The 24,049-nt window shown below is 60.6% G+C and carries 21 protein-coding genes and 4 pseudogenes; 5 read left to right on the plus strand and 20 right to left on the minus strand.

All coding sequences use genetic code 11. From position 1 onward, the window contains the following. Window positions 1-370 precede the first annotated feature (370 nt). Window positions 371-973, plus strand: coding sequence for a GIY-YIG nuclease family protein (locus BS626_RS10565; protein ID WP_139308815.1), 603 nt, complete (start codon window positions 371-373; stop codon window positions 971-973). 232 nt (window positions 974-1,205) lie between these two features. On the opposite strand, the gene BS626_RS10570 is transcribed toward BS626_RS10565, so the two are convergent. The 5 genes from BS626_RS10570 to BS626_RS10590 all read right to left on the minus strand — a co-directional run bounded on the left by BS626_RS10570 (window position 1,206) and on the right by BS626_RS10590 (window position 7,578). After that, window positions 1,206-1,841 carry a carbonic anhydrase gene (locus tag BS626_RS10570; RefSeq protein ID WP_075182354.1) on the minus strand — a complete coding sequence of 212 codons (636 nt, stop codon included), beginning with the start codon at window positions 1,839-1,841 and terminating at the stop codon, window positions 1,206-1,208. A gap of 228 nt (window positions 1,842-2,069) precedes the next feature. Further along, window positions 2,070-4,385 (minus strand): glycoside hydrolase family 15 protein, encoded by a 2,316-nt coding sequence (locus tag BS626_RS10575; protein WP_240494291.1) that lies wholly within the window; start codon window positions 4,383-4,385, stop codon window positions 2,070-2,072. Beyond that, window positions 4,382-5,818: a glucose-6-phosphate dehydrogenase gene (gene zwf / locus BS626_RS10580; RefSeq protein ID WP_075182355.1), complete on the minus strand. Its 1,437-nt coding sequence runs from the start codon at window positions 5,816-5,818 to the stop codon at window positions 4,382-4,384. Before zwf ends, BS626_RS10575 begins: the two co-directional genes overlap by 4 nt. 3 nt (window positions 5,819-5,821) lie before the next feature. Next, a complete protein-coding gene (gene gnd / locus BS626_RS10585) occupies window positions 5,822-6,871 on the minus strand; it encodes a phosphogluconate dehydrogenase (NAD(+)-dependent, decarboxylating) (protein ID WP_075182356.1) in 1,050 nt (349 codons plus the stop codon). Beyond that, window positions 6,868-7,578: an ROK family protein gene (locus BS626_RS10590; RefSeq protein ID WP_075182357.1), complete on the minus strand. Its 711-nt coding sequence runs from the start codon at window positions 7,576-7,578 to the stop codon at window positions 6,868-6,870. The genes gnd and BS626_RS10590 overlap by 4 nt, the downstream gene beginning before the upstream one ends. Window positions 7,579-8,538: 960 nt before the next feature. Between BS626_RS10590 and BS626_RS10595 the strand changes: the two genes are divergently transcribed. Both BS626_RS10595 and BS626_RS18815 read left to right on the plus strand, forming a co-directional pair. Continuing rightward, window positions 8,539-9,165, plus strand: coding sequence for a YfdX family protein (locus BS626_RS10595; RefSeq protein ID WP_075182358.1), 627 nt, complete (start codon window positions 8,539-8,541; stop codon window positions 9,163-9,165). Window positions 9,166-9,478: 313 nt separating this feature from the next. Next, window positions 9,479-9,702 (plus strand): annotated as a pseudogene (locus BS626_RS18815) (IS630 family transposase); the annotation flags it as partial. 566 nt (window positions 9,703-10,268) lie between these two features. Here BS626_RS18815 and BS626_RS10600 read toward each other — a convergent pair. The 4 genes from BS626_RS10600 to BS626_RS10615 all read right to left on the minus strand — a co-directional run bounded on the left by BS626_RS10600 (window position 10,269) and on the right by BS626_RS10615 (window position 13,575). Further along, window positions 10,269-10,955 (minus strand): outer membrane protein, encoded by a 687-nt coding sequence (locus BS626_RS10600; protein ID WP_075182359.1) that lies wholly within the window; start codon window positions 10,953-10,955, stop codon window positions 10,269-10,271. Between the two features lie 32 nt (window positions 10,956-10,987). Continuing rightward, complete coding sequence (locus BS626_RS10605) at window positions 10,988-11,485, minus strand: heme-binding protein (protein ID WP_075182360.1); 498 nt, start codon at window positions 11,483-11,485, stop codon at window positions 10,988-10,990. Between the two features lie 111 nt (window positions 11,486-11,596). Further along, window positions 11,597-12,217, minus strand: a complete 621-nt coding sequence (locus BS626_RS10610) for a response regulator transcription factor (RefSeq protein WP_075182361.1) — start codon at window positions 12,215-12,217, stop codon at window positions 11,597-11,599. Window positions 12,218-12,219: 2 nt separating this feature from the next. After that, on the minus strand, window positions 12,220-13,575 hold the full coding sequence (locus BS626_RS10615; RefSeq protein WP_240494292.1) for a sensor histidine kinase: 1,356 nt from the start codon (window positions 13,573-13,575) through the stop codon (window positions 12,220-12,222). Between the two features lie 422 nt (window positions 13,576-13,997). Between BS626_RS10615 and BS626_RS10620 the strand changes: the two are divergent. Both BS626_RS10620 and BS626_RS10630 read left to right on the plus strand, forming a co-directional pair. Beyond that, a pseudogene (locus BS626_RS10620) lies at window positions 13,998-14,474 on the plus strand (type I restriction-modification system subunit M N-terminal domain-containing protein); the annotation flags it as partial. Between the two features lie 56 nt (window positions 14,475-14,530). Further along, window positions 14,531-15,228 (plus strand): IS1 family transposase gene (locus tag BS626_RS10630; RefSeq protein ID WP_205949624.1). Its coding sequence is split into 2 segments (ribosomal slippage): window positions 14,531-14,780 and window positions 14,780-15,228, totalling 699 coding nucleotides; the frame shifts between segments, so codons are not numbered across the junction. On the opposite strand, the gene BS626_RS10635 is transcribed toward BS626_RS10630, so the two are convergent. The 11 genes and pseudogenes from BS626_RS10635 to BS626_RS10685 all read right to left on the minus strand — a co-directional run bounded on the left by BS626_RS10635 (window position 15,163) and on the right by BS626_RS10685 (window position 24,039). Further along, window positions 15,163-15,480 carry a hypothetical protein gene (locus tag BS626_RS10635; RefSeq protein ID WP_083615940.1) on the minus strand — a complete coding sequence of 106 codons (318 nt, stop codon included), beginning with the start codon at window positions 15,478-15,480 and terminating at the stop codon, window positions 15,163-15,165. The two genes, BS626_RS10630 and BS626_RS10635, sit on opposite strands and share 66 nt — an antisense overlap. A gap of 110 nt (window positions 15,481-15,590) precedes the next feature. Further along, a pseudogene (locus BS626_RS10640) lies at window positions 15,591-15,895 on the minus strand (type VI secretion system tip protein VgrG); the annotation flags it as partial. Window positions 15,896-16,054: 159 nt separating this feature from the next. Further along, window positions 16,055-16,237 (minus strand): annotated as a pseudogene (locus tag BS626_RS10645) (integrase core domain-containing protein); the annotation flags it as partial. Window positions 16,238-16,591: 354 nt separating this feature from the next. Further along, entirely contained in the window at window positions 16,592-17,974 is a 1,383-nt protein-coding gene (locus tag BS626_RS10650) for a VasL domain-containing protein (protein ID WP_075182400.1), read from the minus strand. Between the two features lie 181 nt (window positions 17,975-18,155). Beyond that, entirely contained in the window at window positions 18,156-18,626 is a 471-nt protein-coding gene (locus BS626_RS10655; protein WP_075182365.1) for a hypothetical protein, read from the minus strand. 14 nt (window positions 18,627-18,640) lie between these two features. Then, window positions 18,641-19,084 (minus strand): type VI secretion system baseplate subunit TssE, encoded by a 444-nt coding sequence (gene tssE, locus BS626_RS10660; protein WP_075182366.1) that lies wholly within the window; start codon window positions 19,082-19,084, stop codon window positions 18,641-18,643. A gap of 1 nt (window position 19,085) precedes the next feature. Next, window positions 19,086-19,622 (minus strand): type VI secretion system lipoprotein TssJ, encoded by a 537-nt coding sequence (tssJ, locus tag BS626_RS10665; RefSeq protein WP_170870458.1) that lies wholly within the window; start codon window positions 19,620-19,622, stop codon window positions 19,086-19,088. Then, complete coding sequence (gene tssG, locus BS626_RS10670; RefSeq protein ID WP_075182368.1) at window positions 19,603-20,706, minus strand: type VI secretion system baseplate subunit TssG; 1,104 nt, start codon at window positions 20,704-20,706, stop codon at window positions 19,603-19,605. The genes tssJ and tssG overlap by 20 nt, the downstream gene beginning before the upstream one ends. Next, window positions 20,661-22,424: a type VI secretion system baseplate subunit TssF gene (gene tssF / locus BS626_RS10675; RefSeq protein ID WP_075182369.1), complete on the minus strand. Its 1,764-nt coding sequence runs from the start codon at window positions 22,422-22,424 to the stop codon at window positions 20,661-20,663. The genes tssG and tssF overlap by 46 nt, the downstream gene beginning before the upstream one ends. Window positions 22,425-23,124: 700 nt before the next feature. Beyond that, window positions 23,125-23,490 carry a hypothetical protein gene (locus tag BS626_RS10680; protein ID WP_075182370.1) on the minus strand — a complete coding sequence of 122 codons (366 nt, stop codon included), beginning with the start codon at window positions 23,488-23,490 and terminating at the stop codon, window positions 23,125-23,127. Window positions 23,491-23,535: 45 nt separating this feature from the next. Next, window positions 23,536-24,039 (minus strand): hypothetical protein, encoded by a 504-nt coding sequence (locus tag BS626_RS10685; RefSeq protein ID WP_139308817.1) that lies wholly within the window; start codon window positions 24,037-24,039, stop codon window positions 23,536-23,538. Between the last annotated feature and the right edge of the window lie 10 nt (window positions 24,040-24,049).

A 24,049-nucleotide genomic window follows, 5' to 3' on the forward strand; every position in this document is an offset into this window, starting at 1 on the left:
CACACACGCCCGGGCCTCAGGCGCGGTGGCCGCGCCATGATGATTGATCGCGCGAACGTACCGCCTCCGTGCTGCAGCCGGTCTGAAAGGAGAGTGGGCGTACGCAACCATAGGATAACCCAGGCACACACGCCCGGGCCTCAGGCGCGGTGGCCGCCGGGAGCCTACGGCGCATAACGCTTCGGATTCTGATGAACAGGGAGAGAGGATGGACAATGCATCGGTGAGTCACTTTGGGAAAGTGTTACGGACCCGACAGGGCGGGCACCGTCTTACGCGAGAAAATTATTGTAAAATCAATAACAAAAGCTCTTTCAGTGCCGGGAAGCTGTACACTGACGCGTGGTGCGAACAGCACTATGCAAAGAGCATGACCAATTTTGATCACAACATGGCTTATTTTGCCGCGCTGGATCGCCATCGCTTTCAGCACAATGTTGCACAGTTTTGCGCCGCGCATCCTGACTTTGTCCACGTGACCCAACTCGCGGAGTTTGAGGGCGTCGCCGGCTGTTACGTCATGGTGCTCGATGACTACTGCCAGGTGTATGTCGGCGTCAGTAACAATGTTGCCCGGCGCATCATGACGCACTGGTCGAGAACCATGCCGTTTGATCGGCTCATTTACGGCGGGGTGGATCGCTCCAAACTGTCAATCGACGCTTTTCGCGCGCGGGATACCACGCGCCTTTTTATCCGGGCGTCGGAGGAAACGTTTGATATTGAAGAGAACATCGCGCAGGAATTTGATCCCGCGTTTCTCTGTAACCGCATTACGGGTGGCCGGATAGACGGCGGCCTGGCCGAGGTACTGTTGAATCCGGACGTCCGCAAGCCGCGTGATCTCTCGCCGCCGCAGGACCCGGCGCCGGCGCCCACCCCCGCCGACCTCCGCCCCGCGGCATCGGGTGCCCGCGCGGGCGGATGGCTCGCCGCGGCGCTAAGCAGGATTCGCGCCCTGTTCACCGCCTGAGGCGCCGGCTGCCGTCGCGCCGATCCGCGGCCTGAGCCGCGATGATGCCCGCACGCGACTGCCAGCCCGCGCGGCCATCATCGCCGGGCTGGCAGTCGCGCGCGTCGGGCGCGCGTCCGTTCCCCTTCCGCGCGCGGGCAGAGGATCACGGACGCCGTGCTCTCCGTCCCGCGCCCCAAAAAAAATCCACGCCGCAGCGTGGATTAACCGGATTGCCGGCAGGGACCGGGCGTTATTCGAAATAGACGTCCGGGTTTTCCGCCAGCGAGACGTAGCGCTGCGTATTTTTCTCCAGCGTGCGGATTTCACCGCTCTCAATGTCATACACCCAGCCGTGCAGACGCAGACCATTATTACGCAGGGCCACGGCCACCGAAGGATGGGTTTTGATGTTGTTCAGCTGGGCGATGACGTTCTCTTCCACCATCGCGTTCACTTTGTCCGTTTCGTTATCGAAGTGCTTCTTCTCAACGACGGCTTTTGCCGCGTCGGAATAGTGCAGCCAGTGCGCCACCGCCGGCATCGGCTCCAGGCACTGACAGGTCGCTATCGCTTTCATCGCGCCGCAGTTGGAGTGGCCGCAGATAACGATATCCGTGACGCCGAGCGCCATCACCGCGTACTCAATTGTGGCAGAGACCCCGCCCGGCTCCGGGCCAAACGACGGCACGATGTTGCCGGCATTACGGATAACAAACAGCTGACCGGGATCCTGCTGCGTCACCAGCTCCGGCACCAGGCGGCTGTCAGAACAGGAGATAAATAGCGCTTTCGGGTTTTGGCTGGACGCCAGACTGCGAAAAAGCTCCTTACGCTGCGGAAAGATCTCTTTCTGGAAGTTAAGGAAACCCTCAATGATATGTTGCATAGCACGCTCTCTGAATCGATAGTCTCGCTAACATGATAATCATCGCTTCCGGTGTGTCCAGTCATGCATCAACAGAAATCACTGCCGTAAGGCGGGCAACCGCCTCGCGCGGCGCCCGAAGAGAGGGTCGCCCAAGGACAAGGGCGTGCGGTTCAGGTTGGCGTCCGACGCGCCGCGCCGCCAAACCGACCGGAGTAAGCGGCGCGGCGGCGCGGTCTGCGTCAGCGATCAGGCGGGATGCAGATCCAGACTCCAGTTCTGCCCTTCCCAGCCGCGGGTGTCGAAGCGGCGGGTGAACTGCAGCGTGGCGCCGGTGAGCGCCGCGGCGTCCAGCTGCACGCCGTGCATGCCTAAACCGGCCGGCTGGCTCGGCTTCTCCTGCACGTCCTGCCAGCCATCCAGGCCAAAATGCAGTAAAAATGGCTCGCTGGCCTCGATCCACAGCGCCCGCCCGCGGGGCAGCGCCTCACTGCGGACACTGTCCCGCCAGTGAAACACCGCCGGCGTCGTGGGGTTGTCCGCATAGCGCGCCGCTACGCACGGCAGTTGCTCAATCGGCTTGCCGGTCTTTTGCGTCCAGATAAGCTTGATCAGCTCGGCGTGCGCCCAGATAAGCGGCATGGCGCTGCCGCTGGGCCGGCCTTTAAACAGCCCGCGCGCCGGGATATCGTCCTGATCCCAAATCTGCTCGGGCAGCATGCCGCCGCCGCTGGCCGAAGCCAGCATCGCCTCAAGGTAAGCTTTGGCACTCTGGCCGCAGGCCAGCGCATAGTGGCCCCGCTCGCCGCTGAGCAGCGGCCACAGGCGGCCAATCCCACTGCCGTCAAAAGCCCGACCGTCATGATGCTCGCCGTAGCCATCTTCGTTGTAGCGATAGTAGTAAGGACCGGCCTCCAGCTTCACGCACAGCAGCTTATCCACCAGTTTAGTGGTGTCGCGGATGCGTTTATCACTGGCCTTGCGCAGCCCCAGCCGGACCAGCGTCAGGTATTCCATGCCCAGCAGCGCGCGGGTCTTGATGGTCTCTTCGTGGCGATTACGCAGCATCACCTCGCCGTAGCGCGCCGAATGGTAGCCCGGGTTAATGCGCACATAGTGACCGGATACCCGGTGTTCGCGATCGATATCGGTCTCCTGCACGTAGACCCAGGATTCGAGGCGCGCGTTCCAGTCATCCGCCAGCGACAGCGCATACTGGCGATCGGGCTCATCCAGCAGGCCGCATTCGGCGCCCCCCACCAGCGCGGCTATCGACACCGCCAGCGTAAACGGGTTGATGCCGGCGTTCTCTTCCCAGCGATCTTGCGGGCTGGCCGGGCCGTTGCGGGCAATAAAGCGCAGGGCGTTCTGCGCCATTTTGCTGGCCGCCGGCTGCATCTCACCGAGTAATCCCTGCTGCTGCAGCGTCGCCGCCAGCAGAACCGGCAGCGCCACCTCGTCCAGCTGGATCCCTTTCCAGTAGGGCCGGCCATCGGAATAGTTATTCTGCAGCCAGTGGCCATCGGGCTGCTGGATGGCAATCAGGTAGGCCAGCAGCGCCTGCACTTCGTGGGTCAGGCCACAGGCCAGCAGGGCAAACCCCACTTCGACCGAGTCGCGCGGCCATACCAGGTGATAACCGCCGGGATCCTGATGCGCATCCCCCCACGGGGTGCTGAGGCTGGCCACCAGCGCGCCGGGGAACGTGCGGCCCTCGTGGGTTTTTAATACGGTGATCGACGTTTTGACCGCATCGGCCAGCCGCGGCGGCAGCGTCTCCAGCGCCGGAAAGCTGACGTGCTGGTGCCACTCGGTCCAGCCGCGGATATAGCGTTCGCGCGCCTGGGCATAGCCGCCCACCAGCGCGCACCTGGCCAGCGTGCGAGCGCCCTCGGCGGTGTTGGCAAAGCCGAGCGCCAGCACGCCGCTTTGCTGATTCAGTTCGCCCATCAGCGCAATGTTACCCGGCCCGGCCTGCGGATGCTGCCAGGTCATCTGCCCGTGCTGGCTAAAATCCTGCCAGCCGTCAGAGCAGCCAACGTAGCCGGCGCTGCCGCGCGCAAAGCCGCCTTCCGCCGCCAGAAACACGAACTGATCCGCGTTTTCCGCCAGCAGGCCGCTGTCGGTCACCCGCCCGAGGTTGCCACCGCCTTCGCCTGCGAGATGCGGCGCCAGCAGGGGAAAGAGCCTGAGCCCCTCGCCCGCCAGCTGGTAGCGAATCAGCAGCACATCGCGCACCGGATCGGCCACCATCTCCAGCTCAAGGCAATAACGCTCGTGCTGATGAACAATATGCGGTAAAGGCACATCGGGCGACGGGGTCGACAGCGCGTAGTGATTAACCCGCTTCACCTCCGCCCAGAAATCCTCCCCGGCGACGATAAAACCGAGATCGCGAATCTGCGGCATGCTGCAGGAGGGCCAGTAAACTTCGTTCAGAATGCCGTGGCCGACGGTAAACCATACCCGGGCGTGGCCGAGCGACGTGCCTACCATGTCCTTCGCGCTGCTGGTCCAGGTGGCGGGGATCCCCGGAGTGCCGGGGGCATCGGTGTGCGGCATCATGACTTCGGCTCCGCTAAAGGACGCCAGCGGTGTCCTGGACGCATAATGCGGTTTTGCGTATCGGGCCCCTCCGTACCGGCCTTGTACAAATCCGGACAGCCCTGCTCCCAGGCTTTCAGCGCCGGCACAATCACCCGCCACGCCCACTCCACTTCGTCAAAACGCAGGAAGTGCGCCCGCTCACCGTTGAGCGCATCAATCAGCAGCTGCTCATAGGCGGACACTTCGTGCTGTCCGGGTTGGGTGTAGGGCGCGCTGAGGGTGATGTCGTGGGTCTGGATATGCATGCCCGGCATTTTGGCGGTCATGTGCATATCCATGCCCATGTTCTCGCCCATGCGGAAGATAAGCCAGTTGTTATTGACCTTCAAATCGCCCGGAAGCGCACCGGCCGGCGCTTTGAACTCCACCGCTATCTCGGCATAGTTGTTCTTCAGTCGCTTACCGCTGCGCAGGTAGAACGGCACCCCTTTCCAGCGCCAGTTATCGATTTCAAAGCGCAGCGCGGAGAAGGTTTCCGTGGTGGTATCAATCGGGATGTTCGGCTCGTTGCAGAAGTCAGTCACCGACTGGCCATCTATCTGACCGGCGCAATACTGTCCGCGCACCGCCCAGTCATCGACCGGCATATCATCGGTGGGGCGAATCGATTTCAGCACCTCGACTTTGTGATCGCGCAGGATCTCGCCGTCCCAGCGGCCCAGCGGCTCAATGGCGGTCAGGGTCAGCAGCTGCATCAGGTGATTCTGCAGCATGTCGCGGGTGGCGCCCGATTTATCGTAATACACCGCGCGATTTTCCACGCCCAGCGTTTCGGCATAGGTGATTTGCACCTGCTCAATGTGTTCCGCCTGCCACACCGGCGCCAGCACGCGGTTAGCAAAGCGAAACAGCATCAGGTTCTGGGTGGCTTCTTTGCCGAGGAAGTGATCGATACGGTACACCTGGGATTCGTTCCAGTAGCGATGCACCTGATTGCGCAGCGCCATCGCCGACGTCAGGTCGGTTCCGAAGGGCTTTTCGATGATGATGCGCCGCCAGTGCTCGCCGCTCTCCTCCGCCAGGCCGGCCTGGCCGATGGCTTCGGCCGCCTGGCCAAACAGGGTCGGCGGCAGCGCCAGATAGAACAGCGACGACGGCGACAGCGTGGCCGCCAGCTGCTTCAACGCGTCCGCTTCCAGCGAGCCGCTGACGAAATCGAGCTGCTGACTGAAGGTGTGCCAGACGGATTCATCCGCATCCGGAACAAACGCAAACACCGCCTCGCGCAGGTGCGCAATGAACGTCTCCCGATCCCACTTATCGATCGAATACCCGATAATTTTCAGGGTCGGGATCATACCCAACTGATGCAGACGAAACAGCGAGGGCATTAACAGCCGTTTGGTTAAATCCCCGCTGGCCCCCAGAATCACTAATGACATGCTGCTCATGGCTTACTCTCCTTGTTTGTCGCCCGGTTTTTCCTGATGACCGCCAAACGCGTGACGCAGGGCCGACTGCACCTGGCCGGCAAACAGATCGTTACCGCGCGAGCTGAACCGCGCCTGCAGCGCCGAGGTCAGCACCGGCGCCGGTACGCCAAGATCGATCGCCGCCGTTGCCGTCCAGCGCCCTTCGCCGGAATCGGACACGCGCCCGGCATAGTGGCCGAGATCCGGCGACTGGTGCATTTCACCGGCGATCAGGTCCAGCAGCCAGGAGCCGACCACGCTGCCGCGGCGCCACAGCTCGGCGATCTCGCCGACCGGCAGGGTGTACTGATAATACTCCGGATGCTCCAGCGGCGCGGTTTCCGCATCGGCCTCCACCTGCTGGTGTCCGAGGTTGGCCTGCTTCAAAATGTTCAGCCCCTCGGCATAGGCGGCCATCAGCCCGTATTCAATGCCGTTGTGCACCATTTTGACAAAGTGACCGGCACCGGACGCCCCGCAGTACAGGTAGCCCTTCTCCGCCGGTGACGGCTCTCCCTCGCGTCCGGCGGTGCGCGGCGCCTCGTCCACCCCCGGCGCCAGCGCGCTGAATACCGGCTCAAGGAAGCGATAATGCGACTCCGGGCCGCCAATCATCTGGCAGTAACCGCGCGCTTCGCCCCACACCCCGCCGCTGACGCCGACGTCCATGTAGTGAATCCCGCGCGCGCAGAGCAGCCCGGCGCGACGAATATCGTCGGTGAAATGGGAATTGCCGCCGTCAATCAGGGTATCCCCCTGCGCCAGCAGCGGTAGCAGGCTGTCAATCACCCCGTCCACCACCGCGGCAGGCAGCATCAGCCAGATATGGCGCGGCGCCGGCAGGTTGCGCACCATCTCCTCAAGCGAGGTACTGAACACGGCGCCCTCGGGCACGTACTGCTGGCTGGCGGGGTTGGTATCAAACACCACGCACTGGATACCGGCGCGGGAAATACGGCGCACCATCGCCGCCCCCATCCGTCCCAGGCCAATAAAACCAAGCTGCTGACATACTGCATGTACATTGTTCATAGATGATCACTCCACAGTCGGATTCCGCCAGAAAACGCGTTATCGTTATCGCCCCGCCGCACATACGTCGGCAGGTCGCGTAAATGATGAATATTGCCGCCGCCGACCACCACGTAGTCGGGCATAACGGCGCGGTAAAACAGATCGATGATCGTCAGTACATCCTGATGCCAGCCCGCGTCCCCCACCGTTTCGCGATGGTGCTCACCCACGTAGTATTCGTAGTCTCTCTCGCGGTAGGGAAGATGGGCCAGCTCCAGCGGCTGCAGCTGGCCCGCGACGATCAGGGCGCTGCCCAGCCCGGTACCAAGGCCGAGAAACAGCATGCTGCCGCCCTGATAGCTGCCTACCGCCTGCATCGCCGCATCGTTAATCAGCTTCACCGGCCGGCCAAGACGCGCGGCGAAATCGACATCGACCCATCCCGCGCCGAGATTGACCGGATCCTTCAGGATCCGGTTGCCGCTCACCGGCGACGGAAAGCCGATGCTGATGCCGTCAAACGCCGACAAATCCAGACTGCGCTGCAGCCCGGTCAGGAAGGTCTCCGGCGTCATATCCGGCCCGGAAGTAAACTGGCTCTCGTTCTGCTGCGCGCCGGCGAACACCTTAACGTGGGTGCCCCCGACGTCAACGACGGCAATCTTCTTCTCTACGTTCAGCGCCCCTGACGCGGGCGTAACGGCGGCATTCACACTTTCAGGCATAGGCGGGTTTTCCATTTTGCTGAGGGAAGCCCGCCGCGCGGCGGGCCGGAACGACGACCAGAATGCATAACGTGCGCCTGCCAACCGCAGGGAGAGCAAGCAAACGGGCGTGGCGTGCTGACAGGGCGCATAACCGATATCCTTATCCTTTGTCATCGCGGTGCAGATAACAGAACAGCGGGGTTAGCCATAAGCGTAGTCGATGATACGCCGCGGTGACTCTCCCGGCGGCCCTCTGCGCTGGAATAGCACAAATCGCCGCCCCAACAGTACCGCCCGATCGCGCAGGCGAGGCGCTCCGGCGCCGTACGCTTATTTCCGTCTGATTAACGGTAAAAAACGTTGCGATTAATGCTAACCACGTTTACCTAAACGAAGCGTCATGGCGCGATTAAAAAAAACCGCGGTCGCGAAACAGGAACCGAGACGCTACGTCACGCATTGAAATATATCCGGCAACCTCGGTAGCAAAATAAAGACAATTTGCAAAAATATATGTCAGAATGTCATTATTAAATAATATCCGCTCTATTTACTCTTTTTTTGATCTCCGACAAAGACACGCCCTTGCGCATCGGCAAGCACGGCGACAGGCTGCCCGCGCGGCGTAGCCTGATACAACGCGGAGGATGGCTTTTCGCGTCGCAGATGCCCGCCAACAAATACGTCAGGCGCAGCCGTCGCCATTACCGGGTGCGAATCATCCGCCATCGCCAACGGGCAATACTTCCTCACCCCGCACGCCGTCCTGGATAGCTCCCGGTACCGTTTGGCACCGCCAACACCATTACAACTTCGGCAAAAAAAAATATTTTACCCCCGTCACCATCCCGTTGATAAAATATTTATCCAGCGTACTTATACTCTCAATTAACACCTTCGCCCATTGCGAAGCGTTCTCTAAAAAATACGTTTGACTGAACAGTCATTCCCGACAGAAATAAAAAAAGGATTTACGCGATGAAACGTTTATTAACTGCCGCCCTGATCTCTGCAACCCTGGCCTCTGCTCCGTCTTTCGTCAGCGCCCATGAAGCGCCGGCGGCCGTTGCCAAAGCCGATACAGTACGCCAGCAGTCTGCCGAAGCGCTGAAAATCGCCGAGCAGGGCTTTATGGCCGTCCGCGATGTCCGCATGGCGCGCGTGGCCATTTTCCAGGGCGCTCCGGAACACGCGGTGAAGCTGACCGACGCCGCGGCGAAGCTGCTGGCCGATGACAGTACCGACTGGAAAAAATTTGCCCGCAGCAGCAAAAAAGCCGCTCTGGTAGATGACCAGTACGTGGTTATCGACGCGACCATGGGCATCAGCGAAAACTACGTGGGTACCCCGGAAAAAGAAGCCGCGATCAAAAAAGCCAATGAGAAACTGGCCGCCGGCGATAAGAAAGGGGCGATTGACGTGCTGCGCCTGGCCGACGTCGCCGTGGTACAGAACCTCTATCTGATGCCGCTGAAGCAGTCACAGAAAGCGGTGGCGGAAGCCCAGACCCTGCTCAGCCAGAAAAAATACTACGAAGCTAACCTGGTGCTGAAATCCATTGAGGACAGCATCGTGGTTGATGGCGCGGCCGTCGTCGCCAACTGATTGTCCACCGCCGCTTCCGCCGCCAGGGCCATCACGCCCTGGCGGCGCCCGGCATTGGCGGATAAGGAAAGGATGCCGCATAGCAATAAGCCTGCGCGGCTCCTCCCCCCTGCCGATGGCTAAGCCCCGCAATGGACAACGCGTTGTGTTTTACTCCTCTCGCTAACCGGCTAAACAGCGTCGCCATACAGCAGACCGCTTAAGGGAACTCAGCCCGGATTGTGCGCTCTGATCCATCGTCAAACCTCCCCCTCACCCACCGGACAGAGGGAGCCGATCGCCGCCTCCCCCGCCTGATGAAGCACGCCAACGGATGCGTAAACAAGCACGCCAGACCGGCGATAACAGTCAGGCCAGACGGCCCATTGCCATGCCAATGCGGCATCAGGGGATGAGTGCCATCACTGTTGCCAGCAACCGCCGTGCCGCCGCTCATCCGCGGGTGGATGGATAAACGGGTTTCTGTTACAGGCTACCGAAGGCCTCAAACGTCTCAGGCCCGGGCGCGCCCCACGATGGCCGGTCGCCGATATGCTGCCACGATGGTTATCGTGAATGCCTGATTGTCCCTGACTACGCGGTACAGCAATCGCCAGGCTGGCCGATATTCGCAACATCAGCCTGTCCTTCAAACCTGTTATCTTGCGGAGCGGAAGGGGATGGCCTCCATGCCGCTCTTCTCCGGCGACGGCTCAACAACAACCGGTGGGTCATTCAGTGACCTGCACGGGAATGTCGCCGTAGCGAGGGCTCAGGAGTAACCATCGTCCTTAACAATACGGCGCCCTGTGTCGCTAGCGTCTGCCAGCGTCTTGGTTTCTGGCGCGCCTGCCGGTGCGGGATCGCTAGCGGGATGGACTGCATCAGTCGATCTTTTCTGGAGATGCGCAGGTCAACCGCCCTGCTGCGGATCGGATTCACTAAAGCACGGCCCTCCGCCTGCTATTGACCGCCTTACCCGGCCGTAACACCGACGGGAGAAAGCAGGCAACAGCAGGCCTTCCGCGCGGGAGATGTGGCACACACCGGTGAACACTGCCGGTCGCGCGGTTGATGCTATCCGCTGTACCACGCACCCGTCCCGCCGATCGGCCGATGGCCGTTTAGAACAGGTAGCGCACGCCGAGCGTCAGCTCGTTTGACACCAGGCGCGCTTTTATCTGCTCATCTTTCAGGCCGCGAACGTTGGTGAAGTTATTGTAGCCGCTCTCGATTTTTCCCCAATCCACGTAGCGGTAACCCAGATCGATATTGAGCGATGCCCGTACCGCATAGCTCACCCCGGCCCCCAGCGCATAGGTCAGATTATGCTGCGTGCTTGAAGCATATTCGCGCGACGTCACGCCCTGCCAGCCGCCGGCCTGAATGTTGCTCACGCCAAGCCCCAGCGTGCCATACAGGGAAAAGCCGTAGCCCAGCGCGTAGTCACGATAGACATGGAGCATCAGGCTGTCGGTCTCTACCTGCAAATGGTTAACGCTGCGGGGAAACAGGGTAGAACCGCTGGTAAACGCCGTTTTTTGCCGCAAGCGGTACTCCCCCTCCACGCGCCAGCCATTGCCAAACTGATACCCGGCCGCCAGGGCCGCACCGCCCAGGCGCTCCTTCTCCTTACCGCTGACAAATGCGCCCACGCCGGGGCGGCTACTGGTATCCAGTTCACTGGCCCGCTGCTCGCTCTGCAGGTATTTTGCCGACGCGTAGTACCCCGCAGGAAACCGATCGGCGGCCTGAGCATGAACAGCGGCCACAGCCAGCGGCGCAAGGCATAACACAGAGGTGATCTTCATTACTCTCTCTCCATATATCCTGGTGAAAGCCCTTAACCGGCCTGAAGGGCAGGCTGATTTTCTTTCAGCGCGTCAAGCGCGCACTGCTGATCCAGCTGCCCGCCCGGCGCGCCGCCCACGCCGATGGCGCCCAGCACCTCCTGACCGGAGGTTACCGGGATGCCGCCGGCCAACAGTAAGAAACCGGGAATATCGTTCAGGTGGGCGGCACCGGCATTGGCCTGCGCGTTTTTCATCACGTTTTCCGTCGTATTACGCGTGCTGAGTGCGGTGTAGGCCTTCATCCGGCTGGCTTCCAGCGTGTGGGGACCGGCGTTATCCATGCGTTTGATGACCAGTGGCACACCGGCGCGATCGACGACGGTAACGGCAATGGTGTATTGGCTGGCGCGGCAGGCCTCGATGGCGCTCTCCGCCAGCGAATCGGCCAGCGCGACAGAGAGATTTTTTACAGTCAGGGTGTCAGCGGTTGCGCTGCCAATCGCGGCCAGGCTGCTGAGTATCAATGCGGTAACGACGTGACGTTTCATGGTGTGGGGCTCCTTGCTTATCCCATTTGGACGGACAACAGGATAAAAGGAGCACTGGCGGTAAACTATTGGCGCGACGACCTGGCTGACCAGGTAGAATGACTTACCTGCCTACGTATTTTTCCACAGAGACAGTTCGCCATAGGCGCTCATCAATCTCGGGAGTGAATTCACATCAAGCTTGGTGAAAATGTTGGCGCGATGCGCCTCGACGGTGCGCGGCGACAGCGCATAGCGTCGGGCAATCTCTTTGCTTGATTGCCCCTGCATCATCTGCGCGAAAATCTCGTTTTCGCGCAGGGTCAGCGTGCGGAGCCGATCCTGCATCAGCCGCCGCTTTTGCTGCTGCTGCTGCCACTGCGCCTGCTGTTCCAGCGCCCCGCCCACCACCTCAAACAGCAAATCCGCATCAATCGGTTTGGTCAGGAATTCAAACGCCCCGTTCTTAAAAGCCCGGCGGCACAGGTCAATATTGCCGTGTCCGGTCATGATGATCACCGGGATCGCCAGCCCCTGCTGCTTCCATTCATCCAGCAGCGTCAGCCCGGTTTTTCCCGGCATGCGAATATCCAGCAGCATGCAGCCGGCGAGCAGGGACAGCGGCCCCGCCTCCTGCTGAAAAGCGTGGGCGCTGGCAAACGTCGTCGTCTGCCAACCGACCGTGCTCAACAGTCCGCTGAGCGAGGCGCAGATGGCCGGTTCATCATCGATAAGATAGATCGCTTGCGTCATACTTACTCCTGGTGAGCTCGGGGTAACCACAGGGTGAAACAGGCCCCCTGTCCGGGAATGTTCGCCGCCTCAATCGTGCCGTTGAGGCGCTGAACCAGGGTATCCGCCAACGCCATTCCCAAGCCGATGCCGTGGGGCCGGGTGGTGAAAAACGGCATAAACACCTGCTGTAACGCCGCCTCAGACAGGCCGGGACCGCCATCGCTCAGTGTGATTAGAATACCGTCATTTTCCGGGACGGCTTCCAGCCTGATCCAGGCGGTGCCCGCCGCATTGTGCTGCTGGGCCTGCAACGCGTTGTGGGCAATATTATGCAGGATCTGCTCGACCCACAGCGGCGGCGCGATCAAGGCGGGTAAGTCCGCCGCCATCGCGCTGCTGACGGCCACCTTGTGGCGGCGGATCTCATTATCCAACAGCATGATCACCCGCTGCCACAGCGACGCCAGCACAATCGGCTGATAATCAGCCTGCTCACTGACCAGCTTTTGCCGAAATTGCTGCAATAGCGCGTCAGTCCGCTTAATCTGCACCACGGCGGCCTCCAGCAGCGGGGGCACCGGTTCCGTTCGCTGCTGAAGTAACAAGCGCAGCGCCGTTTGCGTGTAACTCAGGATCGCAGTCAGCGGCTGATTGAGTTCATGCACAATGCCCGCCGTCAGTTCACCCAGCGTGTTCAGGCGGGTCAGCTCCGCATAATGCGCGCGCAAATCGGCCATATCGCGGCGGCGGCGGTTGATCCGGTATTGATGCAGCAGATACAGCACCGCCCCCCACAGCGGCCCGGGCGACAGGATCAGCAGCCACGGCAGCGCGCCCCAGGCGGGATTATCGCCGGCGCGGAGCACAAACGGCTGGGAAGGGCTGACGATGGCCTTCTGCCACTGCCAGTACTCGCCGCCCTCCGCGGCGCCGCGCGTAAACACAGGTTGCCCCTGCCACACCACCGCTATCTGTTGAAAAGGGATCGTCTCCGACACGCGATCGACGACGACGTTAAGATCGATCAGTAACGCACGCCCGTCGACGTGCAGCCAGTAGCGACCGCCCGTCGCAATCACGATTGACCGGTGCGGTTCGGTGACCGGATACGTGCGCCACTGCACGATGTGCGGAAACAGGGAGCGCACTTCGCGGCTGTACGGGCCGGACGGCAGCAGCGGCATGATCGCGTCAAGCTGCGCCAGCTTCACCGTCACATCGCGGTAAAAAATCCGAAATTCGGCGCTCTTCGCGGCATATTGCTGCTGTAAAAAATAGCCGCCCAGCCCGCCGCAGGAGAGCAGGGTCAGCAGCAGCCACATCATCATCTTGTACATATTCTGCCGGGTTGACAGGCCAACTGTATAGAGGATCATCCCCCCGGCGCGGCGCCGGCGCTCATCGCGGGCTGGCCGGTTGCCGCGCGCCGGCGGGATGGCGCATTATCGGAACGCGGATACGCTACGCGCGTTCCACTCCACATGACATTATGGCCCGCGGTGAGCGGCCGACTCAATCCGTAAGATTACGGAGCGGACGCGCGGATGGCGGGCTGGAGAAGCAGCGCGCGGCGCCGATCCGTGAACAGCAAGACACCGACTTCTCCGGCGATGCCTGGCAGCAAACGCTGCGCGCTCCGGAACAGCCCCGGCGCTCTTATCCCCCTTATTCATGCGCTTTTTTCCTTAAGCCATTTGTCATTGCTCCTGTAGCGGGTATTATTTTGCCCACTCCATTCAAAAACCGAATTTTTGCCTCTGCACACTTGCAGCATGGCCGCGATCTCCTCGAGGGCTTTATGACCAACACGAATTTTTCTCACACCGCGGCGTTTATCTGGTCGGTGGCCGATCTGCTCCGTGGTGATTTTAAGCAGTCGCAGTACGGGCGCGTCATCCTGCCTTTCACGCTGCTGCGCCGCCTTGAGTGCGTGCTGGCCGCCAGTAAAGATGCGGTGGTGGCTAAAGCCGCTGAAGTGAAAGCGATGAAAACGCTGCCGGAAGAGGGACAAGAAAAATTTATCTTACGCGCGACCCATAATCTGTCGTTCTTTAACACCTCGCCCATGGACCTTGGCAAAATGGGGCAGAACGATATCAAAGACAACCTGGAGAATTACGTCCAGTGCTTCTCGAAAGATGCCCGTGAGATCTTTGAACATTTTAAATTCAACGAGTTTGTCGGCCAGCTGGACGATGCCAAGCTGCTGTTCAAGGTAGTTGAAAAGTTTGCTAACACCGATCTCAGCCCGGAAGCCATTTCTCATCACGATATGGAGTAATGCTGCCAACTTACTGATTTAGCGTATGATGGTGTTTTTGAGGTGCTCCTGTGGCTTTCGTCTCTGTCTGTTGTCCCGCCTGCTCCGCGACTGAAGGCGTTGTGCGTAACGGTAAAAGTACTGCCGGACATCAGCGCTATCTCTGCTCCCACTGCCGTAAAACATGGCAACTACAGTTCACTTACACCGCCTCTCAGCCCGGTACACACCAGAAAATCATTGATATGGCCATGAATAGCGTCGGATGCCGGGCAACCGCCCGCATTATGAGCGTTGGCCTCAACACGATTTTACGGCACTTAAAAAACTCAGGCCGCAGCAGGTAACCTCGCGCATACAACCGGGCAGTGACGTCATTGTCTGCGCTGAAATGGACGAACAGTGGGGCTACGTCGGGGCTAAATCACGCCAGCGCTGGCTGTTTTACGCGTATGACAGGATACGCAGGACGGTCGTGGCGCACGTCTTCGGTGAACGCACTATGGCCACACTGGCGCGTCTTCTGAGCCTGCTGTCGCCCTTTGATGTTGTGGTATGGATGACGGATGGCTGGCCGCTATATGAATCACGCCTGAAGGAAGAGCTGCACGTTATCAGCAAACGTTACGCGCAGCGCATTGAACGGCATAACCTGAATCTGAGGCAGCATCTGGCAAGGCTGGGAAGGAAGTCACCGTCGTTCTCAAAATCGGTGGAGCTGCATGATAAAGTCATCGGGCATTATCTGAACATAAAACACTATCAGTAAGTTGGAATCATTACCGTCATCGCGATACCAATCCCGGAAATATATTTCACCATTAGGTGTCATTGCCACACTCTCGCCCTGCAATCCAAATGGCAGACAACTGCCATGATGAATTTTCACTTTCTCGTAATCGATCCGGTTGCCGAATACCGTTCTGGCTAAGGCAACTTCCCCGGTGGTCAGTTTTCTAACGGAATCATCGTCCTGCTTCTTGTCGTCCTTCTTTTTCTTACTGGCATCATGAATGGTCATTCCCTGCCTCCGGATTAGCGTTCAGCTGCGCCTGAAAATTCAACCCCGCTCCCCTCTTTCTCACTCCATCCCAGCCTCAGGGAGCGTGGCTTCTGCTTCGCCGCCATGTAAGTCAGCAGCTTTGCCGGGCCCGGGTCAGGGTCGGTGCTGCTGCCGGTCATCGCGGTCTGGGTGGAGAGAAAGCGCTCGTGCTCCAGGCGCGCCCAGACGTTGCCGGTTTCCGCCGCCGGGGTGATTTTGTCGCCCCGTTCAAGGTGGCGCGGGCGGTAATGGTACACCTCGCCGTAGGTATTCCCCTCCCCGTCGCCGCGGGTCATGTCCGCCGGTGCGGAAGTCAGGAAGGTTTGGCTTCGCGGTGGTGGTAATCGCCGGCGGTGACCGAGCGCGCCGCCACGCTCTGCCGGACGCTGACGCCCACACCGAGTCGTGAGCCCGTGCAGGACGGAATATCCAGACGGTAGCGGTGTAGCCCGCCTTCAGTTAGCGCAGACAGGGGGGGCTTCAGCGTATCTGTCTGACTCATGATTTTGACCCCATGAGATAATGTTCCTACTCGTGTAATGTGGACGCGGCGTTAAGCGAGGGGCTGGTTTTCGAACTGTTTCGGGCTGATACCGCCGCAGACACCGTGCCGACGCCAGCGATTGTCATCATACTCGATATAATTTAACACCGTGGTTCGCATTATTTCCCGGCTGGCAAAGCGTTCTCCGTGGATACATTCCACCTTTATTGAGTGAAAAACGCTTTCTGCGCAGGGCGTCATCACCAGCAGATCGCCCCGCCGCACCGCCAGCAGGTCATTGACGGCGCTGTTCTGCCAGACCAGCAGACTGTCCAGCCACCAGCCCCTCGACAGTCAGCCAGTAGCGACCGCCCGCCGCAATCATGATTGACCGGGCGGCTCGGTGCCGGGATGCGTGCGCCACTGCACGATGTGCAAAAACAAGGGAGCCCGCGATACAAAACGAAAAAGCAGAGCGTTTTTCAGAAAATTAGCGAGTTTATTGAGAAGTTTAAAGGGGTGGGTGGGCCGATTTAGCCGCGGCCGCACAGGGGGACACACGCGTCCCCCCGACCTCTCCCGGCGAGCGATACCGGAGCGCCGCGCTCACTTTGCACTCCCCTCCTTTATTACCGCATAGCGCGCAGCCAGTTGTTTCAGATGCATCTCCAGCTGCGCCCCGGCGGCGGCAGGTAACGGGGCGCCGGCAGGCTGGTCTGACAATCTGCGCAGCTGTTCTTCCGCCGGTATGGACTGGTTAAATGACTGCAGGGTGGAAAAGACCACGGACTTCAGCTCACTGACCGTCATGTATTTTCCCTTCTGTTCATCCAGCGCGTTTAGCCGATCGCTCAGCTGCCTGAGCTTCACCATCCCCTGATGCCAGCCTGCCAGATTGTCCACCGGCATTGCCGCCGCAGTCAGCTGCTGCCGCCAGAGCGTCGCCAGCGGTTTTGCCTGCTCCGGCCACAGCGCCTGCGCCTGCTCCACGAGCTGCCCGCCGTAGGCAAAACGCCAGTCGGGGGGCAGCGCATCCAGCCGGATAAGCTGCCGCTGGGTCTGTGAGATAACGTCCCGCGCTAAGGACAGCGGCGGAGCCAGCGCCGCCCGTTGCTCAGGCGTGAGCGTGGCGGGTAGCGGATCGAGGGAGGCGGCAAGCTGAGCCTGCAGCGGGTCTGGCCGCTGAAGAAACTGCCAGCTCCCCACGGCGACGCTGCTGATAACCAGCATGGTCCCCATCCCGGCGGCGAAGGCCGGCCATTTTTTTACCGCAGCGGGCATTGCCGCCGCTTCGGCCTCACTCACCCGGCGTTCTGGCGGCGTGACGTACACCCACTGCACGGCGCGGTGTGCCGTCTCCTCTGGGAGAGGGGCCGCCTCGCCCCGCCCGGCCGCCGCCTCCGGTATCACGCCGGCAGGCAGCGCGCTCTCCGCCGGTATGTCCGCCGCGGCGTGGGAGGAGCGATCGCTGTTTTCCAGCCGGACGGCGCTGTTGTGCATCAGGGTACGTAACGTATCGAGCTGGCTGAGATGTTTAAGCTCGAGGCGCTGCAGCACCTCCCCCAGTTCGTTTAGCGATCGCTCCGCCCGATACAGCTGGCCGAGATCGCCGTAACTGAGCGGGAGCGTGCGCATCCGCTGCTGCAGACGCTGGCTCAGGCTGCTGAGGATCGCCAGGCGGGCGTGCACGGGCTGGGGCCAGAGTGCCCCCCACTGGTGGCTGATCAACGCCGTCACGATCGCCAGGCCCTCATTAAGCCCGACTAAACCGGCCAGCTGCGTCCGCGCCAGCGTGTACCACGCCGCCGTCTGTAGCTCGACGCCGTTCTGCTCAAACAGCGAGAGGCAGCGTTGTTCAACATAGCGCCAGTTCACATCCGGGCGCGCCGGATGCGTCAGCTTATGCATTTCGTCGCGCAGGGCGGCATAATCCGGTAGCGTACGCGGATCGCCGCCGGTCTTGATTTTACGTGGAGAGATGTCGTGCATGACCCGTTGTCCATTTGACGTGTAAAAAGCGGTTGAAGGAGAGGTTGATACGGCACGGCTTCTGCCTGTCCGGGCGCGGCCAAAACCGTCGGCCGCCGGGGCCGCCACCGGGCGATCCTGCGCATGGCGATGCGCCAGCGCAGCGGGCACGCTGCTCACGCGATGACGCCTTCCGGCTCCGTCAGGGAACGAGCGCCATCAGCAGGCCAAAAAACGTGCTTTCATCAACGCGTTGCCCGGGGCGGGATAACGCCCCGGGCGGGGTAAAGGTCCAGTCATTCTCGCGGCCTGAGCACATCACCAGCCGCCCCAGTGATGTCACTCGCCCCTGCGCATGGCCGGCCGCTTCCACGCAGCCGGTGATGCCCTGGGCGTACAGAAATACCGGCGTAAAGGTGATGGTCCGATCGTCGACGCGCAGGAGGAGGCCGGTCATCTCAAAGGCCCCGCCCTCCACCAGCAGATCGGTGACAGAGACGCTAAACGCCTCCACGCACAGTCCGGTCTCTGTCAGCCACGCGTCCATCTGCGCCTGAAGCTGCGCCATTCGCTGACGAAACGCTGCGATATCGGCCTGCGTCTTCTCGGCAGGCGGAACCGGTGCGGGCTGTCTGGCCTGCAGTTTGTGTAGAAACTGTGATTTCACTGACATGATGTTATCTGGCCTTACAGGCGGGTGTCGGTATCAAGATACTGCTGTTGCTTCAGGTGTCTGAGCATCACGCGCCCCTCGGGCATAAACTCGGTGCCGTAACGCACCAGGCCAATGCCCTTCAGCTCAGCATCAATGGCGTAGCGCAGCTCGCCGGGGACGTTTTGCTCCAGCAGCGCAACGGTGATGTTTTGCAGGCGCGGTTCGTATTTGAGCAGCACCGCCGACAGGGTGCCCATCAGCGCATGGGCGGTGCCCGGCATCCCCTGCAGAATTTTGGTCATATCGGGCAAACCGTAGTCCGGTAGATGCGCCAGCGTGCCGGCACGGCAGTTGAGAATGCGCTGCATATTGTCCAGTACGGACAAAATGACCTGATTTTGTTCACTGACCTGATCGAGATCGAGGCCGCCGGTGAAGTTGCCAAAAAGGGTGTCATAGAGGGAAGGGTGCGGCATATCAATTATCCTTCATCGGCATCAACGTTAACTGGTTATTGCCCGCTTCAATCACCCGGGCCTTATCGGGATCCAGATCCGCACGGCGGAGGACCACGCGCCAGGTGTTGTTCACCCGGTCCGGTGACATAAACATCCCGGCCACCGCCACGTACTGCGCGTCCGCTTCCATCGGCATATCGACCATCACCGCGCCGCCCGGCTGCAGGCGGATGGCCTTTTCGGCTACCAGGTCTGCCCTGATGGCCTGGCTGTCGGCGTTAAACAGCGACGGGTAGTCTGTGCTGTCGAAGGTCTTGCGGTCCTTCAACTGGTAAATACGCACCACGGTGGACAGCGCCACCCCGCCGGCATTGCTGTTCACAGCTTCGCGGGCGCGGAGGTCCAGATGCAGGGTTTTTACCTGCCTGTAAAAAATCGATTGGGCCACGGCCACGGTGCCGTCGGTCACTTTTTGCGTCAGCCCGCAGCCCGCCAGCATCAGCGTGATGCCGGCGGCCAGCGCAGCCAGAGGACATTTACCAGCGATAATCGCCATTTTCATCGGTCTCCCTGCGGTGAACATGTTCCTGTACCCGCTGATAGCGGCCAAGATGGATGGTTAGGGTGTTGGGGTGCGCGCCAGTATGCGCCGCATTCAGCGGCCGCATCACGGCGGTGCGGCCGAGCTGCGCGGCGCCGGCCTCAGGTTTCGTGCAGATGATCGCCGCCGGCAGCAGGCTACGGTCGACGCACAGCTGCAGGCGGACATCAAGCCGCGACCCAAGGTACACCTGCAGCAGCGCCATCAGGTCCGCGTGAAGCTCCCCGCCCGGTAGCCAGCCCGGCACGTCGTCCGGCACCGTGGTCGTCAGGCGCATCAGCACCTGGCTGTTCACGTCGGTGGCATAATTGCCCATCACCGGGCGATGCGTCAGGGTGACAGGCTGGCGCACGCGCAGGGTCAGGGGCTGCTTCAGCGGCACGCGGCGTTTGTCGTGGTGCCAGATGGCCACCTGCGTACCGGGTGCCAGCAGGCGCACCAGAGCGGCCATGCCCTCTGCGGTGCGTCCCGGCAACAGCATCACCGGCAGCAGCGCCAGAAAGCGCGAGGCCGGCGCCGCCATGCTCTCGGTGCAGCCGTCAATTCCGAGCCCGGCCAGCCCCAGCAGGTATTGCGAGGTGCGGTCTTTTCCCCCGTCCTCAAAGGTGGCCGGATAGGAGTATTTCCGCCAGATGCGGTAGTACTGGGTAATCAGCCGGTGGTTGAAGATATCCAGAAAATCCGCCGTGGCTTCATACCCTTCCCGCCGCTGGGCGATGTCATCGATATAGTGCGTCGGCAGCGGTGACTCCACGCCGTACAGCCCCATAAAGGTGATGCGCACCGTCGGGGGAAGATGGGCATGCCCGGACGGCTCCATCCCCTGGATTTCGGCGGCCGGGAAGCCCATGCCCGGATGGGGGCGAAAGCGCACCGGCTCCTGCCGCACCTGCCAGGTGCTGCCGGCGACCGGCTGGCCCGACTGGCTCTGCTCCAGCAGCTGGCAGAAGCGGTAAAAATTGATGTATGGCAGCCGGTCCCCCAGCTGCGCTATCAGCCTGGCAGGCGCGGACTGTGATTCTCTTTCCACCGGATGCATTTTCCTTCTGGCTGAACGATGAGGGTGAGCTGATTGAACTGGTTCATATCGGCATAGAGCGCAAAGAAGCGGTTGAGTATGTCGCCGAACAGGTGAATATCGCCCTCGCCGGTGAAGCCGTTACTGTCGAGGGTCACTTCGATATCCAGCCCCCGCAGCAGGTAGCCCTGCTCAAACCGCTGCAGGCGATGATGTGCCACCTGCTGAATGGCCTCCAGACGCCGGGTATTGAGTTCGTCCTCCTGCCAGTTGTACAGCGCCAGCGTCCCGCGCAGCACTTCGGCGGTGCTCATCATATTCAGGAAGCCGGAGCCAAGGTGGCTCAGTACCCGCCAGTGAAAACGATCTTCCACAGGCGGATAAACCGGCAGCGTGGGTTTGCAGAGGTTTCTTACCGACAGCGGCGTCTGCACCACCTGCTCACAGCGGTCCAGCAGCGTGCTCTGCAGCGCCCGGCGCGGCAGCTGACCGTTCGTGCCGGTGATTTGCAGCGAGACGGCCTCGCGCTCAAACAACCGGTCATCCTCCCACTGGTGCCCGCCCAGAATCAGCCAGGTGTCGTACAGCCCGGAGACGCCACGCTTGACGCGGGTATGGTAATAGCGGGGCGGCGCATGGCGGCGCATCATTCCGCCCTGATGGCGGAAGCTGCTGAACGGCACGTATTCGGCATCACTGGTGCGGTTGGAGCCGGTCACCGAATCCACGGAGTAAATCTCGGTATGCCCGTCCTGAAGTCGCTTGGGGCGCAGCAGGTACTCACTTTCAAGTCCGGTAATGGTGAGCGGATCCGCCTCCAGGGTGAACAGGTTAATCACCGGCACGCAGTGCAGGCGCACCGCGTCATCGGCGATCGGCAGGTCTGATGGCCACAGCGTGCTGAACACCACTTCAATGTCGAAATACTCCGCCCCGGCAGGCGGCGTAATGCCATCCAGCCCGTTGAGGTGAACAAACATAAACTTGTCGCGGAAGGTGAAATACTCCAGCAGCAGCTGATAGCCGCTGAAGGCGGTATCCCCGGTTGGCCACAGCCGGTCTTCCGCCGCCAGTCCTCCCGGCGAGAAGTATCCGTCCAGTCGAATGCGGTCAGCCTGCCCGGGCAGGCGCAGATACAGGGCGGCCTGCCGCCTGGTCAGCATCAGGTGCAGCTGACTGCTGACGGGCGCGTCGGCCGCGAGATAGAGGCTCAGGTGGCTGAGGTCAGCATGGGACCAGTCCGCCTGCGTACTGCAGGCAAAGCGCATCCGCAGCAGCGAACGCCCGTCCGGTTCGGTGCCGAGGGTGACCCCGGCGATACTCAGCGGATTCAGCCTCACCTCGCGGGTCGTGCGGTAGCGGCAGATCGTGTTTTTCGGCCCCACCGGCCGGGAGCAGACCTCCAGACCCGCCGGCAACACTTCCGCCATTTTCACGGCCTGCAGCGCAGGCGTGAAGGCCACCACGGAGAGTGACGGAATGGTGCGCAGGTAGTGCGGCCAGAGCAGGCTGACCAGCCCTTCGGTCAGCTCCGGCAGATCGTCGTCAATTTTTTCGCGCAGCCGCCCCATTGAGAACGCAAAGCCTTCAAACAGGCGTTCGACATACGGATCCGGCGTACCGGCTTTGTCCAGGTCCAGCATTGCTGCGCGATCGGGGTGGGTTTGCGCGAACTCTTTCGCCGCTTCACGCAGGTAGCGCATTTCCGCATCGAAATAGCGCAGGGTTACATCGTCCATAGGGTACTCACCTGATTAATATCCATTCATAAGCTGAAGCGTACTGACCGCGCCAGCGTTCAATGCCGGCGGGTCATCAGTCACTGTCGGCGGCGGATTGATCCTCGCCTCGTCAATCGGATTATCCATAACGGTGTGAACGGTCGTTGCCGCAGACGGCATGACCCTGTCAGCGGGTCGATACCCTCTTTCGCGCCGTGGCCCATCTGCCCCCGCGATGCCCAGTGCCGGTTGGCATCGTGCGCAGGTAATGCGGCCAGAGCTGGCTGACCGGCCCTGCGCGGAGCGCCGGCAGCGCGTCATCAATTTGTCGCACGGCCTGCAAACCGGCGTTCGACAGGCGGATCCGGCGCGCCGACGTGATCCCGCTCCGGCAGCGCCGCGCAGTCGGGCGGGATCTGCGCGAACGCTTTCGCCGCTTTGCTTTACGCCGGTAGCGGCTTTCCGCATCGACATCGCGCGGGGTGACATCGCACCGGGTGTGCCAGACAGGTGGGTTAAAACGGCGAGACGGATCCGTGACTACGCGGGTTAATCATTAGCGGCCGTGGCCAGAACTTTTCCATTGTTGTCGCGGTAAACCGCCCCGCCATCCGGGTCAGTCAGGGTGACGCTACCGATCCTGTGCCCGAACGGATCCTTATAAAAAGTTTGCTTATCGATTTCGGCGGTGGATGTACTGGCCAGCTGCCCGTACCGGTTACGGTAGGTCGTGCCGCCACTCTTTTCCTATATCGCGTATCGCGGTCCCGGGTAACCGCCCGTATTCATCTGCATAAGTGGTTTTTCCGCGTGAGTCAGTGACGTCATCAATGCGGTGAAAACCGCCTTGCAGATAAAACACCGAAAAGCCGTCAAATGCATGCGCCAGCAAAAAATAAACCCGCATAAAATACTGCAGCAGCGCGGTGTGCCCGATCAGTGCTATCTCCTGATGAGAGCCACCAGAGAAGCCACTGAGCAGCGTATTTTCATCATCTGCGCCGTGTTTGCGCGGCTTCATTTTCGCGGCATCACGCCGGTAGCGTAATTCCGCCTCGTCATGGCGCAGGGTTAACCCTTCCATGCTTCCCTCGTTGCAGAGGAAGTCCGGACAGAATTAAATATGTCCTCAATGGCCGTTTTCACTTTGTTCATCGCGATGTATTTCACGTGGGAAAGTGATTTTCAGCTCACAGGGTTTTTCTGTGGCAAACAGAATGGTTTTGCCTTGACTGTCGCTTACTCCCGTATAGGTATCATCTGGTTGACATTGATTAATAATTTTGTAAGTGATGAAAGGATTGACTTTTCCGTCACGGGAGGTGGTGGTAAAACGTCCCGAGTAGTCATAGAAATGCCACATTGGCTCAACTATATAGTCATTGTCGGTAACCTGTCCTGAGACGACAAATTCACCCGTATTGCCATTACTGTCCAGAACACCTATCGCAACATCTTTTTTTCCCTTCACCAGCCTGGCACCTTGAGGCAGTTTTTTTATCTCGTGGCCAGAGAAATCAATGCGATAATATTTAATACCGCGCCATTCCTTGTGAACATTCACAGAGGAAGTACACCCCGATAAAAATAAGAGGGCAGCAATAAGATAAAGGCACTTCATCAATGTATTCACCTGATGATAA

The sequence above is a fragment of the Pantoea sp. 1.19 genome (assembly GCF_001922585.1).
Classification (GTDB): Bacteria; Pseudomonadota; Gammaproteobacteria; order Enterobacterales; family Enterobacteriaceae; genus 1-19.